This is a genomic window from Pseudoalteromonas sp. P1-11 (assembly GCF_001399995.1).
Taxonomy (GTDB): domain Bacteria; phylum Pseudomonadota; class Gammaproteobacteria; order Enterobacterales; family Alteromonadaceae; genus Pseudoalteromonas; species Pseudoalteromonas atlantica.
This window is the reverse complement of the sequence record NZ_LJSP01000013.1, coordinates 39827-59283: the sequence shown is the minus strand read 5'-3', so window position 1 is coordinate 59283 and position 19457 is coordinate 39827. Positions and strand designations below refer to the sequence as shown.

General features: G+C 41.0%; 16 protein-coding genes. 9 read left to right on the top strand and 7 right to left on the bottom strand.

The genetic code is table 11. The features are described 5' to 3' along the window. Positions 1–5: 5 nt before the first annotated feature. Positions 6–1190 (bottom strand): efflux RND transporter periplasmic adaptor subunit, encoded by a 1185-nt coding sequence (locus tag AN390_RS16785; protein ID WP_054983590.1) that lies wholly within the window; start codon positions 1188–1190, stop codon positions 6–8. Positions 1191–1480: 290 nt separating this feature from the next. Here AN390_RS16785 and AN390_RS16780 point away from each other — a divergent pair, with 290 nt between their 5' ends. Then, positions 1481–3991 (top strand): zinc-dependent metalloprotease, encoded by a 2511-nt coding sequence (locus tag AN390_RS16780; RefSeq protein WP_055255443.1) that lies wholly within the window; start codon positions 1481–1483, stop codon positions 3989–3991. Positions 3992–4033: 42 nt separating this feature from the next. On the opposite strand, the gene AN390_RS16775 is transcribed toward AN390_RS16780, so the two are convergent. Next, positions 4034–4822 carry a PhzF family phenazine biosynthesis protein gene (locus tag AN390_RS16775; protein WP_055255442.1) on the bottom strand — a complete coding sequence of 263 codons (789 nt, stop codon included), beginning with the start codon at positions 4820–4822 and terminating at the stop codon, positions 4034–4036. 72 nt (positions 4823–4894) lie between these two features. Beyond that, positions 4895–5509, bottom strand: coding sequence for a PQ-loop domain-containing transporter (locus AN390_RS16770; RefSeq protein WP_029773076.1), 615 nt, complete (start codon positions 5507–5509; stop codon positions 4895–4897). 364 nt (positions 5510–5873) lie between these two features. On the opposite strand from AN390_RS16770, the gene AN390_RS16765 reads away from it, so the two are divergent. Together AN390_RS16765 and AN390_RS16760 are read left to right on the top strand one after the other, a co-directional pair. Further along, complete coding sequence (locus AN390_RS16765) at positions 5874–7007, top strand: PepSY domain-containing protein (RefSeq protein ID WP_055255441.1); 1134 nt, start codon at positions 5874–5876, stop codon at positions 7005–7007. Between the two features lie 48 nt (positions 7008–7055). Then, entirely contained in the window at positions 7056–8201 is a 1146-nt protein-coding gene (locus tag AN390_RS16760) for a lipopolysaccharide assembly protein LapB (RefSeq protein WP_055255440.1), read from the top strand. An 84-nt stretch (positions 8202–8285) separates the two neighbouring features. Here the strand turns inward: AN390_RS16760 and AN390_RS16755 are convergent, their stop codons facing one another. From AN390_RS16755 to AN390_RS16740, 4 genes are all read right to left on the bottom strand, one after another. Next, positions 8286–11105 (bottom strand): PD40 domain-containing protein, encoded by a 2820-nt coding sequence (locus tag AN390_RS16755; RefSeq protein ID WP_055255439.1) that lies wholly within the window; start codon positions 11103–11105, stop codon positions 8286–8288. Between the two features lie 206 nt (positions 11106–11311). Then, positions 11312–12856: a PH domain-containing protein gene (locus AN390_RS16750; RefSeq protein WP_055255438.1), complete on the bottom strand. Its 1545-nt coding sequence runs from the start codon at positions 12854–12856 to the stop codon at positions 11312–11314. Beyond that, positions 12849–13382, bottom strand: coding sequence for a PH domain-containing protein (locus AN390_RS16745; protein ID WP_055255437.1), 534 nt, complete (start codon positions 13380–13382; stop codon positions 12849–12851). Before AN390_RS16745 ends, AN390_RS16750 begins: the two co-directional genes overlap by 8 nt. Positions 13383–13412: 30 nt before the next feature. Beyond that, on the bottom strand, positions 13413–14264 hold the full coding sequence (locus AN390_RS16740; protein WP_055255463.1) for a D-hexose-6-phosphate mutarotase: 852 nt from the start codon (positions 14262–14264) through the stop codon (positions 13413–13415). Positions 14265–14796: 532 nt separating this feature from the next. Between AN390_RS16740 and AN390_RS16735 the strand changes: the two genes are divergently transcribed. The 6 genes from AN390_RS16735 (at position 14797) to AN390_RS16710 (ending at position 19372) form a co-directional block, all read left to right on the top strand. Further along, positions 14797–15279 (top strand): MarR family winged helix-turn-helix transcriptional regulator, encoded by a 483-nt coding sequence (locus AN390_RS16735; RefSeq protein WP_004586011.1) that lies wholly within the window; start codon positions 14797–14799, stop codon positions 15277–15279. Positions 15280–15381: 102 nt separating this feature from the next. After that, complete coding sequence (locus AN390_RS16730; RefSeq protein WP_024033996.1) at positions 15382–16701, top strand: hypothetical protein; 1320 nt, start codon at positions 15382–15384, stop codon at positions 16699–16701. 128 nt (positions 16702–16829) lie between these two features. Then, a complete protein-coding gene (locus AN390_RS16725; RefSeq protein WP_024033997.1) occupies positions 16830–17228 on the top strand; it encodes a YbaN family protein in 399 nt (132 codons plus the stop codon). A 122-nt stretch (positions 17229–17350) separates the two neighbouring features. After that, positions 17351–17983 (top strand): PepSY-associated TM helix domain-containing protein, encoded by a 633-nt coding sequence (locus tag AN390_RS16720; RefSeq protein WP_004586014.1) that lies wholly within the window; start codon positions 17351–17353, stop codon positions 17981–17983. After that, a complete protein-coding gene (locus tag AN390_RS16715) occupies positions 17983–18492 on the top strand; it encodes a DUF2271 domain-containing protein (protein WP_004586015.1) in 510 nt (169 codons plus the stop codon). The genes AN390_RS16720 and AN390_RS16715 overlap by 1 nt, the downstream gene beginning before the upstream one ends. A gap of 34 nt (positions 18493–18526) precedes the next feature. Further along, on the top strand, positions 18527–19372 hold the full coding sequence (locus tag AN390_RS16710) for a DUF4198 domain-containing protein (protein WP_024033999.1): 846 nt from the start codon (positions 18527–18529) through the stop codon (positions 19370–19372). The last annotated feature ends 85 nt before the right edge of the window (positions 19373–19457 follow it).

Sequence of the window (19457 nt, the reverse complement as noted above, 5' to 3'; positions counted from 1 at the left end):
ACACCTTACAACTGTTGCGCATCAGCGCTACTTTCGGTGTTTGTATTAGCGTTACTTGGCTCGCCCATGCCAGCCACTTTAACCTGCATGCCTTTTTGTGGGTACTCAGGTAACGTGGTAACCAACTTATCATCGGCGTTAAGTCCGCTGCTAATATAAAAGTACTCGCCTTCTTCTCTCACTACGGTTACTTTGCGCGGTTCAAGCTCTTGGTTTTCGTTAACTATCCACACCGTTTGGTTATTAACTAATGATTGTGGCAAACGGTAAATATTATTAAGCATGGCGCCTGCAAAATTAACCTGCACGTAGCTGCCAAATTTAATAGCCGGTTGCTGTGTTTTTAAGCCGTATGGGTCTTCAATACGTACCACTAAGCTGCTCATGCGCGTCGCGTTATCTACAATACCTAGGTCGCGGTCAATCACGCCTTCACGTGTAAAACTGTTTAAGCCTTTTTGAATAATAGTGGCCTTAATGCCCTTAATTCGCTCCGGTAAAAATACGCTATCAAAACCAGCAATAGGAATAATAACCTCTGCTGTTTCTATATTATTTAAATCGGCCACTTGTGCGCCCATAGCCACAAACTGGCCTACCCCCACATTACGACTTATAACAAGCGCATCGTAAGGTGCTTTTATATCGCAGTTTTCTAAATCGCGTTGCGCTCTTTTTAATGCGGCTTGCGCCGATTTAACCGCTGCTTGGGCGCTTAGCACCTGCGGTTTACGTAAAAACAAGTCGGTACGTGCCTTACTCGGAAAACGCTTTGCTTCGTCTTCGGCTACTTTTGCCTGCGCTTGCTCTTCAATTAAGGCCGCTTTGGCACGCGCTAAATCGGCTTCGGCTACCAATACGGCTGCTTCGTAGTTGTCTTTTTCAATGCTAATAAGTGTATCGCCACGAGAAACCACGCCACCCGCTACAAAGTTAGGGTGCCAGCTAATTACTTCGCCCGACACCTGCGCCGCCAACTGCGTATTTTCTAATGGTTTTATTTCGCCATAGCTGTTTATTATTACTTGATGATTATTAGCTTCTACAGGCTCAACTTGCACGGTGGGGCGTGTATCTACTGCTGTTTTACTTTGATCTTCTTGTGCAATAGCGTTTATTCCCATAAAGCCCACTACACCAATGGCTAATGCTACAAATGGGAACACCCATCTCAGTGAATTTGATTGCATATCCTAATTACCTCATATTTCTACTAACACTATAATAACAGAGCGCAATAAAACATTAACCTGACATTTGTAAGCAACTGTTACAAATAAAATTGGGAACTAAATATAGCTGTGTACCCGTTAACAAACACCTGCTATTCATCGCATTTATTATATTTTGTTACAAACTTTTACCATTTAAAATCAAAAGATTACAGGTTTGGGCTATTATTTCATCGAGAAGATGTGCGAACAAATTTTAATTTACGTACAGTCACACTAAATAAATAACAGCGAAAAAGATTATTACAATGAAATTAACAACCCTTGCGCTAACACTTAGTGTAGCGCTTAGCGGCCACGCACTGGCTAGCGATAAAAAAGAAGACAAAAAACCACAAACCCTAAGCGAAATGGTCGAAGGACAAACCGAATTTTCAGGTATTTTTAATTTATACCAAGACCCAAAAACCGGTGAGCACTTAATGGTGATCAGCGAATCGCAGCTTAACACCCCTTTTGTATACTTTGCTCATACAGTGGACGGTGTCACTGATGCTGGGCATTATCGCGGTGCCTATAGAGAAACCAAGCTTATTGAGTTTAGAAAATACTTTGACCGCATAGATATAGTTAGCAAAACCCCTCGCTATAAATTTGATCAAAACAGTGCCATTGCCAAAGCAAGCAATGCCAATATTAGCGAAGCCGTTTTAGCCAGCATTAAAATAGAAAAAGAAGAGCAAGGAAAAATAGCCTTTATGGTCAACAAGCTATTTTTAAGTGAGGCGCTACACAAGGTATCGCCAACGCCAAACCCAGCCGATAAAAAAGCTAAAAAACGCTTTAAAGTGGGTAAATTAAACAGTAAAAAGTCGCGTATTGTTAAGCAGCGTCCTTACCCAAATAACTTAGATGTGGTTGTAGATTACGTATTTAGTAATGCCAGCCCCACCGTGCGTGGTACAAGCGCAGTAAGCGACCCGCGCAATGTCTCTGTAAAGGTGCAGCACTCTTTTGTTGCATTACCAAAAAACGACTATAAACCACGTAAAGATGACGCGCGCATAGGCTATTTCACCAATCAATTTGATCTAATGACCTCGACCGATTGGGCACCGTATGAAGATGTTATTAAACGCTGGGACCTACAAAAGAAAAACCCTAGTGCTGAGCTTTCTGAGCCAGTAAAGCCAATTACCTGGTGGATAGAAAATACCACCCCAGTAGAGTGGCGCGACACAATACGCGATGCCGTACTTACCTGGAATAGCGCTTTTGAAAAAGCCGGTTTTAAAAATGCACTAGAAGTTAAAGTACAACCCGATGACGCAACCTGGGATGCTGGTGATATTAACTACAACGTATTACGTTGGACATCATCACCTAAACCGCCATTTGGTGGCTACGGGCCAGCTCTTGCCAACCCGCTAACCGGTGAAATACTTGGCTCAGACATTATGCTTGAGTTTGTGTTTATGAAAAACCGCTGGATTTACGACACGCTTTACACACAAGGCACAATGAGCCACGGCGAAAACCTGCACACAAGTGGCGATTTAAATTGCTCACTAGGCCATGAAATTCAACAAAACCTATTACTTGCTAAAGGCTTAGCAACAGGTGCCTCCATTGATGACAATGAAATGATTCGCCAAGGTTTAACTCAGCTAATTCTTCATGAAGTAGGCCATACACTAGGCTTAAACCACAATATGAAATCGTCTATTTTGTGGGATGAAAAAGAGGTTCATGATAAAACCAAAACCCAAGGCATAGTTACAGGCTCAGTGATGGATTATGCGCCGGCCAACATAGCCCCCATTGGTGTACAGCAAGGCGATATTTTTCAAACCAAACCAGGCCCTTATGACGACTGGGCTATAAACTATGGCTACAGCACAGCCCTTGAAGATGAAGCCGCAGAGCGCGCACGCCTAAATACTATATTAGCGCGCTCTAGCGAGCATGCGCTTGCCTTTGGTAACGATGCCGACGACATGCGCGCACCGGGTCGCCATATAGACCCACGGGTAATGATAGGCGACCTTTCATCAAACCCTGCAGCCTATGGCGCCGACCGTATGGCGCTAATTAATAAGCTATTTACTGAGCTAAAAGATAAAGCCACAGTAAAAGGTGAGTCTTACCAACAACTGGTTACCTCAGCTAATAGTTTATTTGGCCAATACCGCTCGCAAGCGGGCATTGTTTCTCGCCAAATAGGTGGCGTATATGTTGAACGTGCCGTTGTGGGCGACCAGCATGCTGATAAACCTTTTACCCCCGTACCGCTTGAGCGCCAAACAGAAGCAATGAACATACTTGCTAAATATGTATTTGCGCCAGATGTACTCACTAGCATGCAACCACTGTATAACTATTTACAGCAACAGCGTCGTGGTTTTAGCCATTATGGTAAAAATGAAGACCCTAAAGCGCACAAAATGATTTTAGGCATGCAAAAAACAGTACTTGCGCAATTGCTGCACCCTGCTGTTATGCTGCGTATTTCAGACACCGCGTTGTACGGTAACGAATATAGCCTAACGCAATTTATGGACGACCTAACTGCCAGTATTTTTGTTGATAGCAAAGAGAGCACGTCTATTAGCCGCAATCTACAAATTGAGTATGTAAATCAGCTTATTGCTATTGCAGGCCTAGGCAAAGCCAGTAAACACGACAATTTGGCAAAAACTGCCGCGCTCTATCAGTTAACACAAATAGCTGATACAAGCGTAGGATGGGGAGCCGATACAGCAACTAAAGCGCATAAAAAGTATATTGATTACTTAATAGCTAAAGCGTTAGAAGCTTAACTAACTAAATCAAACAGGCCACGTAATACGTGGCCTGTTTATTTATAAATAAATTGTGCCTTTTAAATACCGCACAGCGTTACCGGTTAAGGTCACTGTATTTTCGCCTACTTCGCATTGTATAAAACCACCACGGCTTGAAGCCTGATACGCGTTTAATTTATTTTTACCTAACTGATGCGCCCAGTAAGGGGCAAGGCCGGTGTGAATAGAGCCCGTAACAAAGTCTTCTTCGCCACCACTTGCTGGCCAAAAATAACGAGACACAATATCGTACTCAGCAGAACTCGCTGTGGCGACCACATCTAGTGGATATAAGGTTTTTAACAAATCAGACTCAGTGGTTAAATCATGAATTTGTTGAGCATTTTCGTATATAGCAAAATATGCTTGGCGGTTTTTAAGCACCTTAATAGGTTGTATAGACAATCCTTTCAACAACGCATCAGGTATAGTTTGTACTTCATCTGGCGCTTGTTTAGGAAAGGTCATAGCAAAACTACCATCGCTATTTTTATTAACAATAAGCTCCCCTACAGCCGCGGCGTTAAAGCGCACTTGGCTAAGGTTGTACTGCTCGCATAAAACATACGCAGCAGCGAGCGTAGCGTGGCCGCAAAAATCTATTTCCATTAATGGCGAAAACCACCGTATTGCAAAACTGCCATCTGCCTGAGGGCAAGTAAACGCAGTTTCAGAAACATTATTTTCAGCGCCAATATTAAGCATTAACTCATCACTAAGCCACGACTCAAGCGGGATCACAGCCGCGTAATTGCCTTTGAATAACTCGCTGGTAAACGCATCAATTTGATGGATGGTGAGTTGCATAGGTTCCCCCCTAAATTAATTAGAGTTTAAACCTGCCACATAGCCATTAAATAATCACTATTAATTTTATAGTTAAGCCATTGCGGGGCGCATTTTATAATATTGCATACATGCAAATTGCACGGCATTTGTAAGTAGTAACATAACAAACATTAAAATATGCGAGGTGCTGGGCATAGCACTGCTTAGCTCTACAAATAAGCCACAGGTACCTGCTACAAACTGTAAGCTAAAGTAGCGGGCGCTTAAATTGCTAATATTGCCACTGCGTAAGGTTTTATACGTTTGCGGCATAACCCGCACTGAGCTCATTACCAGCCCTACGTATGTAAGGGCGTTGAGCACCGATGATGTTTCTAGGCTTTTATTTAACAGCAATAAAAAAGGTAATAACGAAAAGCCAAGCATAGCCACAAGCTGTATACGTTCAGCTTTTGCGGCGTTATAGCGTGCAAAGTAATATAAAATTAAACCACTTAGCGCTCCAGTTACAAAAAATGGTAAAGCAATAAAGTAGCGTTCAAAATAAATATTGTAGGTAATAAAGTAGAGGCTTTGCGCTAAACCAAAGGTCATCATTAATAGTGATAACCCCGACACACTGCGATTCTTTCTAATTTTGCTCAATAGCGGTAAAAAGCTAAAAACTAAAATAAAAGCCGACAAAATAGGTAGATAGTGCGCCAAAACAACCTCGCTCGTTACTTAAATGTTAATATAAAACCCGCCTGAAACAATAAATAAACATATGTTTTTAAAAGGGTTTTAAAGTGAGCGCGCATTGTAATGATGAATACATTTTACTCAACAAATTAGCGTAAACCTATATTAGGCACTGGCAAGATAGCTGTACAAAAAGCGTTACTTTAAGTGAACACCAGAGCCTCTTTGCATTTAAAAGTTACCAACCTTACACCACAGCTTAAACACATTTTACTCTAGAGATCGGCTCGCTCTAAAACAATTATTGTGCATTCATCGCACAACTATGAAATAGAACTGATAATTGTTATCATACGCAGGTCCGTGGCAATTACACAAAAAATAAACTATGAGAAAAACACTTTTTAAAATTCACAGCTGGGTAGCCCTTATAGCGCTTATTCCGCTGCTTGTTATCAGTATAACTGGTAGCGTTTTGGTATTTAAAAGCGAGATTGACGGCTTACTAATGCCAGACAGTCACTTTGTTGTACAACAACAAGCCAACCGCTTACCTATTGATACACTTATAACAAAAACTCAAAAAACCTACCCTGAGTATGTCGTAGGTAGCTGGGAAATATTTAACGATAATACTGCTGATCGGGTTTATTTAATTAAACGCGGTACAGAGGACTGGTATAAATTTCATTTAGATCAATACACGGGCAATATTTTATCGGAGCCAGTAGGTACTAGCCATTACTTTACCGACTGGTTTTTAGACTTACATTACACCTTTTTACTTAACGATTTAAAAAGCTTACCAGGGCAAACTGGCACTGTTTTAGGGTTCTTTTTTGCGGTGTTTTTTTTAGTACTGGGTATTACGGGTCTTATTATTTATCGTAAGTTTTGGCAGCGTTTATTTAGCGTACGCTGGCGTGCAACTCTGCAAATAGTGCTTAGCGACATTCATAAAATGACCGGCGTAATTGGCTCGCCAATTATTATAATTTTAGCCATCACCGGCGGCTACTTTAACGGCGCGGTGTGGTATCACGAAGTAATTGAACACGCAGAAGAAGAGCACTTTGTATTAACTAAAGATTTATACAATGAAGAGATTTCTTTTCAGCACGTACTTGATGACAGCCAAAAGCAAATACCCACCTTTAATGGTACGTTTTTAGTAATGCCGCTTGAGCCAGACGAAAACATAACGTTATTTGGTGAGGTTGATACCAGCAACCCGCTTGCCAGTGAATATGCCAATACCGTGACTTACAATAAGCTAACGGGCGAGCATATGGCTAACTGGGACATTCGCGAAGTGGGTGTAGGTTGGCAAGTAATTGATAGCTTTAGAAAACTACACTTTGGTTATTTTGCAGGGCTCATTAGTAAAATAATTTGGTGTGTTATTGGTTTAAGCCCAGTTTGGCTTGGCGGTACTGGCTTTTATTTATGGTTTACTCGCCGTAAGCGTAAAAAACAGTCTCAAAAAAACCGCTTAAGTAAACACCGCACTGTAAGTGCTTGATTAAAAAGTCACCTCACTGTAATGTTAAAAATCACAGTGAGGTGATATATGAAATATTTAGTTTTTACACTTAGTTTATTGCTAACTGCTTGCAGTAGCACCCCGCCCGAAGCGCCAATTAAAAAAGTACAACTTACCCATATAATAAATCACTCGCTGTTCGAGCAGGTTAAAACACCTAGCGAGCACAGTATTTTTGAGCTGTCGGAGCCTGAAAAAAGCGCATTTTTAGCCTACGCACACTCGCGTTTAAGCAATGTTCGCGCTGATGAAATTATTTTTAATTACCTGCAAAACCAGCTCACCAACTTTAAGTATGATGGCGCCACCCTCACAGCCCAACAAGCGATTGAACGCTCAGAAGGTAACTGCATTAGTTTAGCCATACTTACGCAAAGCTATGCGCAGCTTTTAAATCTCGAAACCAGCTTTCAAGAAATGACAAGCGAACCTGTGTATGCCAAAGAAGGCAATGTAATTTATGTTGCTAACCACTTTAGAACGAAAATTTACGCCCCAAAAAAAGAAACAGATGAAGATATTATTGTAATAATTCGCGCAGGCACGTTAATTGATTACTTCCCCACACGCGGCAGCTTTTATTCAGGCAGCGCTACGTATAACGATTTACTCTCTAATTTTTATAGCAACTTAGCCGCCACGGCACTAGCCGAAAACAATCTCAATAAGGCTTACTCTTTAATTATGCAAGCCAACCGCTTTACCCCAAACGATGCAGAGCTGTTTAATATAGCCGGCGTGCTGCACCGCCGTGCAGGCGATTTAAAAAGCGCTCACATGATTTACCAAACCGCGCTTGATAGAAACGATATAAGTATAAATTTAATTAATAACTATCGAATATTAGCAAAAGAGCTGGGAGATAAAACACTAGAAAAACGCCTAACAAGCCAGCTTGTTGATAAAGAAAAAGATCCCTACGAGCTACTCGTTATTGCTAAAAATAACTTACATCAGGGCAAGGTCACTCAAGCTAAAAAACAACTCGAACTCGCCATTGCAAAAGCCCCTTATATATCGGAGCTCTATTTAGAGCTGGCTAAAATTCGCTACCAACAAGGTAATACAGCGCAAACACAAAGCTTGCTTGAAAAAGCCATCCAGTATGAGCGCAATAAAGAAAGGTTAAACGTATATCAAGCTAAGCTTGCGTCGCTAAACAAGCACAATTAACCATAGGTATTTTAAATTAGTTTAAACGCGGCTTTTGCTAATGCACTTATTACACAAGTGCATTAGCGTGTTATAGCAATTTACTTAAAGCGAGTAGTAAAAGCTAAACCAGCCGCGCATTTCATCCTCAAAGCTATCGCCCTCTACGCGCGATAATCCCATATTAAAGGTTAAATCGTTCACACCGACTGGGCCTAATCCAAAGCTAAAATTGCCTTGATATTTTAAACCATAACTTTGTGCGTATACCACATCATCTACCTGATGCTGTTTGTAATAAAGCCAGGGCATGCCTTCTTTAAAGCTAAAACCACCGCCATAACCCATGTAGCGCTCAGCAGTTGTGCTATAAAATGGCAGCTCTGATGAAAGCACAAACTCACTATTTTGATGCTCGCTAATTAGGTTTGAGCTAAATCCGCCTAGCGCTAAGCTGCTATCTTCGCGCTGCTTTTGAGTAAAATTAATATAAAGCGGCACATCAAACGCTTTACCAAATACTTTGGCCGCTAAATCATAGCCATCCCAATTATTGTTTTTACTGCTGCCATCGTAATACTGGGCATTAACACTTTGCCCTATAGCAAATGCTTGGCGGTCGTACTGCCAGCTTTGTGTAATGCCTATGCGTGCCCATTTATTATAGTCTTGCTTATAATCGGTATAGTTATAAGCCAGCTCTGGCGTTATGCTAAACGCCGCGTATTTAATCGGGTAACTTAAGGCTGCAAAACCACCTCGTGCAGATACTTCTGCATTTTCGCTCGCTTGGTATTGTTTTGCGGTATTTAAATCATAATCAAATACACTCAATTTAAGCTTAACTGGCAGTGCATTATATTTTGCTTGGGCGTATCCACCGTGCAAAGCATCATCATTTAAATCAACACTATAGCCCGCTTGAAGGTCTAACTGTTTAAGTAAGTCACTACTTTTAATATTTATATTTAAAGCACTTGAAGCGGCCGAGTAATACTGTGCGCCTAGCGCTAGGCTCGCATGCTGATCAAGCACATCGTAGCTGCTTTGTTTACCTACATTTTCGCTATATATTTTTGCTTTAGGCAAAGTGTATTGATCAACCAAAAGCAGTGGCGCGCTATTATCAAGTGCTAAATCAGTGATTATTTCACCCTCTAGCGTACTCGGTAGTTGCTTTACATTAGGCCCATCAGCAGTGATAGATAAATAAAGTAATGCCCCTTCGTTTGTTTCTAGCGGGTGGGCAACGGCTTCTTGGCCCTGGGTAAGTTTAGTTAATGTGCTACTTGCAATATGGTAGCTATAAATATCAGTTGAGCCTTTTAATCCGGCTACAAAGTAAATTTTTTCTCCGTTTTTACTAAAGCTGGGTTGGCTTAGGTATTGATACCCGTTTGGCATAGGCACGGCTTGGCGAGTATTATTGGCAATATCTTGTATATACAATTGCCAATTCTCATTCAAATTGGCTGATACATAAGCTAACTGGGTTTCATCAGGGCTAAAAGTTGGGTAGTCGTAAGCTGTTGTTAAGCTTTTAGTAAATAAAGGGGTAATGGTTTGCGTTGTTAAGTCTACTTTTACTAATTCTGAGTAGCCACCACGTACTTGCTCGGCGTAAAGGGTTTCTCCATTGTTTGTAACACTAAAGCGGCGTAAGCCAGCAAGTTTAGTTAACTGCTCAACTTTTCCGGTTTCGGTGTTATAACTAAAAATATCAGACACTTTGTTATAAATACCCGTCTCTTCACGTGTATAAGCATTAAAGTAGAGTGTACTGTTATTTACCCATTGTGGATTAGCAATTCCCGCTCTGTTTATTTGATTTAATACATGCTTTTTCTCACGTTTAAATACACTCGGGGCGTTATCGGGTATATCCAATGCATCGTTTTCTAATAGCGCTTTTTGTGCTTTTGTAAATTCATCTTCAGCTTTAGTATTATCCTGCGTGCTATAAATAATAAGCTTGGTTTTTTTATCTTTATCGCGTTCAACAATCGCAAGTTTACTGCCATCTTTTGAAAGCGCAGGATTACTTGCGTATAAGTTAAGCTTTAACCACAGCTCGCTGTTAAGCGCAGGCTCTGACTGCTCTTTTGCCATAGCTTTATAGGTATATTGTGCAATAAAGCGGCCATATAACTTAGCTGCACTTTGGCCAAATATCCCAGTAAAGGCCTCGTTAAAATCGCGCTTTTTAACTGCCTGCATACGTGTCCAAACAGAATCGAGCATTTGCGCTGAATAAGTTTGCTCTAGCCAATTTAAAAACCGGCTGCCCATTAAATACGCCATAGAGCCAGCCATAAAACCGCCCTCTGTATCGCTTAGCTGGCTATAGCTAGGCAATGCCCCCTGCTGGGCAAACTCAATGAGTATTGACTCAGTGTAGTTATCAAATAGTCGCCCTCGGCCCGTCATTTTTGACTCAAGTAAGGTTGCATAACCTTCGGCTACCCAGCGCGGCATATCACTGTAAGTTAAGTCGTAAATATCCCACACACCCCGTATTTTTTGCTGCCACGTGTTGCGTGTTGGCTGCGCTAAATGCACTAAGTGAATATATTCGTGCAATATCAGTAATTGCTGCCAGCCACTAATATTAGAAACCACCGTATCTGATTGCGGGGGCGTGGTAAACAGGGCCATTAAAGGATTATTAGAAGTAGGTAAAGCAAAGCCGTTTGGCGCATTTAGGGGATCAAACACCACCACATCAACTACTTTATCAAGCGCTCGGTTTTGCTGCTCAAGCACTTTACTGCGTACTATTTCAAGTTCGACCGCTGTCGATTTAGCATAATCGGCGTTTTCGGTGCTGTAATGCACATTAAAGTGCTCGGTATGAATAGTTTGCCAATCAGCAGCTAAGGTAGGTGTGGCTAATAACAAAGAGGCAGCGATGAGTGATTTTTTCATAATAATCCTTTAAATGATTGATACCACTTAGAGTATTATTAAACCAACTAATGTTGCAGTAAAAAAATGTAACAAAGCTTATGAAAGTGTATAATTTATAAGCTTTTAAATTAAGCAATGCCTTGTTTTACATGCAAAATCAATAACGCCGTTAACGCTTTATTTGGCAACCTAAAAAGTCTAAATATGTAAGTCGATTGGTATAATTACATCCAGTTACGCTGCGTTGACTCCGCCTGATAAAGAGTAAAATCAATTATATAATCAGCATCTTGCTGCTTTATATAGGGCATAAAGGCAAATCCTGATGCAAGTTGTATATACAGGCTTTTAAGCCCTGCGCGGCGCATAAAGTAGGTACTAATACTGCGTGCACTTTGTGCTTTATACAGTTCAAACACACGATAATGCACCCCTATCATACCTTTGCGTACCACCATGTAAAAACGGCCGTTGTCTTCATGCAAATAATAGCCATAACGCTGATAAGCAAGCGTTACTAATCCCGCTAAAACAAGTAATACTCCCAAGCTAAGCCAGACATTAAAGTCACCTAAGTAACAGCCTAACAGTACAATAGCGCTTGGAATTAAGGCATAAAAGCTCAAGTTTTTATAAAGTAAGGCACGTTCTGCGCCGTTAAACTGCAATTTTTTGCTATTAAACCACGGGTAAATCCATTGGCAAATGCTGTCTACTTGCTCGCTATTTAAAACGGGTAACACTAAGGTTTGTTTATTTTTTTTAGCAGCCACGCCCGCCGCTATACCGCCGCTACTTGCTTGTAAGCACTCAACGGTAAAACGCTTTAGTAACCGCCCCATTAGGTTTTGTTTTATAACTATAGATTGCACTTTATCCATGCTCATAGACAACTGATGACGCTCTAATAAGCCAGCAATACGTTTAAATTTTTGACCTTTAAAGTAAAGCTCAAAGTTATAAAAACGAATAAGCGACATACCTACCGACAACATCACAGCCGTTAAAACAAGCAAAGCAATAAGCGTTATCATGGCAAAGGTTGCAGCACTTGCCAGTAAACCAAGCTCTTGCTGATAAAACCCTTCTACCTTAGCAATAATTTGCTGCTCTAAAAAATCTACCAACACATTTATAAAAGGCGCAATAGCGGCCATTGCTAATATAGCCATATTAGACATTAAGCCAAATTTAGCGATTTCTTTATTACTGATACGTAAGCTATTTTCTGCTTCAAAATGCTCGCTGGAGGGTGTTTGCTCGTCGGGTTGCTGCTGCGCTTTAAAGGCAAAAATTTGTTTACGCATTTGCTGTGCATAGGCTTTGGTAACACCTGGCAATACCGCCTCTTGGGTTACGCTGCCTGCGGCATCAAAAATACAATTAACCAAATTAACGGGCGTAAAATAAAAGGGCTCAGCAATATTTACGTTTTGCACGCGCGAAAATTTTAGCGTTAGGCGCTCTTTTTTAAACACCCCTTTGTTAAGCAAAATTTCGTGATCGTCGCTAATGCAAAACTTAAAATTTATGTAATATAAAATTGAATATATTAGCAGTGCCACTATCGCAATAGCACCTACAACTTGCGCCCAAAACAGCTTGTTTTCTACTTGTGTTACAAACACCACAAGCATAGGCAGCAGGTTTAAAAGCCCGTCTTTTACAAAGCGCACACTAAAATACACCACAAAATACAACACCGCCCAAGGCGATACTTTTTGCCAATGTAGTGAGCTACTTTGCTCCTCGCTAATGGTATTACTCATTTGCTAATTCAACCTGCGCGGGTGTGCCGTCTTGGCGATAATTTTGTACAAATTGGCGTATGTTTTTGCACTGCTCGTGGGTTAAACCACTTATTTGTAAATCAGCACTGACCCCGCCGGCACTAAATAGCTTTAAACTGGCTAATTTTAGTTTTCGCTCAATGGGGCCTTGGTGAATTTCCATATGCTGTACGCGCGCGAGGGGCAAAATCGTTATTTGCTGCCAAATAACCCCTTTTTTAAAGGCAATATCGTGATTGCGCAGCGCAAAGCCCTGCAGCTTAATACTCAGGGCGTTATAAAGCATTGAAATCAATATTAAAATAGGTACACCTATCAGCAAGTAGGTTTGTGCTTTGTTAGCAAACGCTTCGTTAAAGTAACAAACAGCAAACAGTACCGCGCAAAAAGGAATGTAAAACGCCAGCCAATTAAGTTGCACGTGCAGTAACGCTTTATCGGCCAAGGGGTTGAGCTGTATTTCGCTATGCTTAGGTAAATCCATTACTTGCTGATTATCAAACACGATTTTAGTACCTTTCCTATTTACTGACTGTTAAGCCCAGCTGATTGTAGTAACTAACGTATGGCTTTGTTTAGGCTCAAGTGTCACGTTATCTTCTAACACATTGGCGGCTTCTAAACACACCATGCTCAGGTATTCATCGTCAGCAAAATTAGATAAACGCTTAGATTTTTCTATCCATGGGTTCCACAGCACACACGAGCTTGAGTTCTCGCGGCTTACATTAATAATCCCATCTGGGGTGTGAATGTGTTGCTGCTTAGCGGCCTGGGTATAAACCATATCGGTTTCGCGGGTAAACTCCACTGGCGCATTTTGCGCAAACGGCCCTTCGCCAAATTCTATATATTGCGCGCCTTGTAAACCTTCTACATGGGTGTGTTTTATATCTGAGGTAGGAAAATAGCTGTGCAAAGCCTGCGTATAACTAAAAGAGCTATTACTTAAATTAGTGGTTGTTAAACGCACCTGTAATTGCTCGCTCAATACAAACTCAACCTTTAACGCCGAGTTGTGCGGCCAATACGTTGGGTTAACTAATTTCATGGGTAAGTTTAAGCTAATTGTAATGTGCTCATCATCTTCATGCACAGCATCAGCTTGCCATAAACTGGTACGTGCAAAGCCATGCGCTGGCCAATCTTGATTTTCATGATTACCAAACCAAGGCCAACAAATAGGAATACCACCGCGAATGCTCACCCCTTCTTGAAACGTCTCATTTTTAGAGACCCAAATAAGTGGCTTGTTATTTTTTGGGATGAACTCGGTAATTTGCCCGCCTTGCAAAAATATTTTTGCATCACACTTTGAGCTCGCAACTTTTATAAACTCTAGGCCGGTTTCGCTTTGTTCAATGCTAACTGATGGCGATAATTTCATGTTTTTCCCTACAATGCTGATATTAAAGATTTTTAACATGTGCATATAAACAATAATGCATGTGCAAAGTATACGCTATACTCACTAAACATTGCGTGCATAATTTGTTCATTGGCGATTAATACATACACAGCTAACTTACAAACAATTACCAATTAATAACAGCTGTTATAAATAACACTAATGCGTATAAATAATGGCCATGCTTTAGGGCAGTAAAACCGCAGCTAAGGTTAGGCAAACGCATGTTAAATTTATTAAGGTATTAATGCAGGTGGGTATAATACTAAAGTCTAAACCATAAGACTTGCCAATTATTCACAACATACGTAGTGTGCGCACCACAATGCAAACAATATGCTAATAACATTTAATAAGTTTTAAACAAAATTATACTATTTTAGTTTCTGCTCAAACTAATAAAAACCAATAAACATGGGCTCAAGCTTAATTTATTATTTGAATTCAATTTATTTGATGTGTAACATTTCGCGATTACGGCACACCTTTGGCCCATCGACGAGATAAGCAAATGCAAAAATATGACGAATTATTAGTTTCTTTACGTAAAGTAATCCGCGCGATTGACTTACATTCTAAGCAGCTAAATAAAACATCAGGTTTAACAGGCCCACAATTGCTTATAATGCAAGAAGTAGCGCACACCGATGGAATAACAGCAAGCCGTATCGCTCAGAATGTTAACTTAAGCCCGGCTACTGTAACTAATATTCTTGATAGAATAGAAAGCAGAAACCTTGTAACACGCGTTCGTAGTCAAATGGATAAACGCCGAGTGAGCTTATACCTCACCGAGCAAGGGAAAGAGTTACTAGAAAAAGCACCTCAGCCACTGCAAGAACACTTTATTGAAAAGTTTTCTGCACTTGCAGAGTGGGAGCAAAGTTTATTGCTTTCATCTATGCAACGCGTTGCAGCAATGATGGATGCTGATAAGTTAGACGCATCACCTCTGTTAGAGGTAGGCGCGTTAACTCAAACACCAAATAAATAAAAAAAATAAAAAATAAATTTAAATTAGTTCTTACATCATTCGTAAGGGGCTTTTGGGCACCTTGAATTTTTTTATTTTTTAATCAAAACCTGAGCATCAACAATGACTAAACTCTCAAAATTAACGCTAGCACTAATGCTTGGCGGTGCAGCAAGCACTGCTCATGCAGCCGATCTCGACACACTGCAAAGCCAATTAAAGCAGCTTAAGCAACAAATGCAGTTGCTTGAACAGCAGCTTGCTGATGAAAAATCAAAGCAAAGCCAAATCAACAAGCAACACGAACAACAAGTTGCCGAGATCAGTAAAAAGGCCGACAACAAAGAAGTTGTTGTTGCCGCCGCTGCGCCTGAACAAGAAGATGAAGGCATTAAAATTGGCGGTGCCGTACGTTTTAACTACAGCACAAACACCTACGATGAAGACACGCAAGACCGTGGCGGCGATTTAGACTTTGAAGTATTTCGCCTTAACTTATCGGGTGAAATTAGCGATATTTCTGTAAATGGTGATTTTCGTTTTTACGATTACATGACCATTGTTAAGTATGCATACTTAGGTTACGAATTTACAGATGGCTGGGAAGCGCAAGCTGGTATTGCACCTGTACCGTTTGGTAACGGCCCATACAACTCACACAGCTACTTTTTTAGCACCAACTACTACGTTGGCCTAGAAGATGACTTTGATTTAGGTGTAACAGTAAACCGTAAACTTAAAGACAACTGGAAACTAGACCTCGGCTTTTTCAAAAATGATGAAGTAGGCGGCGTTGATGGCAGCTCAGAAGTTAACGAACGTTACTCTTACGATATTGTTGGTAGCCGTGCAACAACCGAAGGCACCTACGACGCACCAGGTTCACGCCTTGGTGAGTACAATACCTTTGCTGGTCGTACAGTGTATCAAATTGAGCACAGTGAAAACGCTAAAACCGATATTGGCGTATCACTACTAAGCGGTGGTTTGCACGACGGTAACGACCGTGCAGGTAACTACGGCGCGTGGGCGTTTCATGTAAATAGCCAAATTAATAACTGGAATATTCAATTTCAGCACGGCGAGTACGACTACGACCTAGACGACAACAGCAACCGCTTTGTAGTTGGCGCGTTTGATTACTACGATACCGTATCAAGCGAAGCAACCATGACCAACTTTAACGTAGCTTACGACCTATCGCTTGATTGGGGCCCAGTAACAGGCGTTCAATTTTACAACGATTACGGCATTATTTACGACAAGTCTGACGACAGCCCAGATACGTGGATGAACGTTACAGGCATGAGCGTATCGGCCGGTGCATTATTTACTTACTTTGACTTTATTCAAGCACGTAACCAGCCATTTATTGGTGGCTCTGTTGCAGGTGATGGCGACACAGAACGTCGCTTTAACATCAACGTAGGTTACTACTTCTAAATAAGTAAAACATATTTAGTATTTTAAAAGGGCAGACTTAGTTTGCCCTTTTTTGCGTTTATAGGGTTCGATTTTATAACTATTTGGCCTACAATCCTAACTAACAGCCATTACTTAAAAGAGCCTAAGTGAATATAAAAGCAGTATTTATTTGTTATAAAAACTTATGGCTTAAAGCACTTGGGTTATTGTTAGTGGCTCTTGGCATTATTGGTATTGTGCTGCCGGTTATGCCTACCACCATTTTTTTTATTCTTGCGCTTACCTGCTTTACTCGCTCATCACCGGCGCTTGAACACTGGCTACTTAACCACCCTCGCTACGGCGTTACCTTACAACAATGGCAAGCGCATAAAGTAGTGCCTGTAAAAGCAAAATGCTACGCCGCGATTGGTATGCTTATTGGTTTTGTATTTTTGCTTTACTCAAACGCCCCTGTTTGGGTTATTTACCTTGTTGGCGTAATTGAAATAGCCGTTATGATTTACCTAATTTTAAGGCCCTCGCACCCACCAAGTGCTAAATAACCGCCCTTTTTTGCATGCACACACCGTTTAGCCAAAAATTTAATGTAAAGTTAAGTAAGTAAATTTGTAATAGTTAATGCAAATGATTATCATGTTCTAAATTTAATTTAATTACTGTTTTTATGGCGTTTATTAATAAGCGGGCTTTGTACAGCACAAGCCGTGCGCTCCATATTTATATTTCTACAGCTTTGTTTTTTTTGCTTATTTTATTTTGCGTTAGCGGCATTGTACTTAACCATGTTGATTGGCTTAAAAACGACAAAAGCAACGGCCAAGTAAGTACCGCTATTCCTCAAGCGTTAATGGCTAAAGCAAATACTCAACTAGATACATTACCCACCCTCTACCCAGACATAGAAGCGTTTTTTGCCGAGCAATACGCGCTCACTAAAGTTAAAAGCATTGAGTGGGAAAAAGAAGACGCGCTGGTTATGCTCGACTACCCACTACCGGCAGGTTTTGCTTACGCAGAGCTTGATTTTACAACCGGTGAGCTAAACCTAGATTACCAAACCGGTGGCTTTTTAAGCCTGATTGGCGATTTACACAAAGGCCGCCACAGTGGCGCCGTGTGGAGCTGGGTTATTGATATTTCAGCGGTATTGATGATTATTTTTTCAATCACCGGGATGATTATTTTATTTCAAAACAGAAAAAAACGCTTAGCAGGAATATGGATAACCGTTTTAGGCATAGCAACGCCTTTGGTTATTTATTTATGTTGGGTGCCACAAATTAAAGGAGTGTCTTAATGTTAAAAGTAAGTACGGTACTAAGTGCAGCACTATTAATGGTTGCCGCATTATTTCAAACAACTGCGCAGGCACAAACGCCACAGCTAGAGATTGAATTAACCCTACCCGATCTTGATGTACAACCTTACCACCGCCCATACGTAGCTGTTTGGCTAGAAACGCCAAAGCGTAAACACGTAACGACGCTTGCGCTATGGGTTCAAAAAGCAGAATGGTTTAAAGATCTGCGCCAATGGTGGCGTAAAGCAGGTAAAACCGACATTAACTTTGACGGCATAAGCGGCGCCACTAAGCGCGCAGGTACTTACACCATTGACTGGCAAGGTAAAGATTTAGACGGCAATGCCGTAAAGCCTGGCAAATACCTTTTAAACATTGAGGTTGTGCGCGAAGAAGGCGGCCGTGATTACAGCCGCGTAGAGCTTGATTTATCGCAAGCTGGCAAAGTGACCATTGAAGGTAAAAAAGAATTTTCTACAAGTTTTGTAACCGTAAGCACTAAGTAGCTGCTACTTAATCATTTGAATTTAAGGAAATACAATGAAAATTAATTTATTAAAAACGGCTTTAATTGGCGCACTTAGCTTATCGGCGCTGGTATCTACATCGGCAAGTGCACATGGGCGCTGGTTATTACCTTCGCACACGTCATTATCTGGCGACAAAGCGCACTACGTAATGATTGACGCGAGTATTTCTAACGAAATATTTGCACCCGACAAAGCCTTTAAACCAAAAGAAAAAGGCGCAGAGTACGACGACACTCTACTTATGGCCCTTGCACCAAACGGCGAAGAAGTATCTGAGACCATTCGTGCTTATTACCTAAAGCGTAAAAGCTCAGCGGCGGTAAGCCTAAAAGAAGAAGGCACTTACCACATTGCCATGACGCAAAAGCCAATGTACATGACCTTCTACAAAAACGAAGAAGGTAAGCGCAAGCGCGTATTTGGTAAAAAGTCAGAAGCTAAATTACCAAGCAATGCAAAAGATGTAACCACAACTAAAGTTATATCTACAGTAGATACATTTGTAAGCCGTAACGGTACTTCTAAGCCTGCACAACTTGGTTTAGGCCTTGAGCTTAGCGGCCCAACGCATCCAAACGATTTATTTGTTGGCGAGCAAGCACGTTTTCAGTTACTACAAGATGGCAAGCCAGCGGGCGAAGGCATTGAAGTAAGCATTTTAAAAGGCGATACACGCTACCGTAACGAACGTGGCGAAATAAAAGTAACAACCGACAAAAACGGCATGTTTAGCACAACCTGGAAAGAGCCAGGCCTATACCTAATCGAAACCTCTAACAAAGTTAAAGTAAACGAAGAAGGCGTAGATGCCGGTCGTTATGCTTTATTCACGACGTTAGAAGTAGCGCCTGAATAATTTTTTGCGTAATTTATAAAATAAATAAAGGCCAAGCACTCGCGTGGCCTTTTTACTTTTTAATAACTTTTACTCACACTTCCCT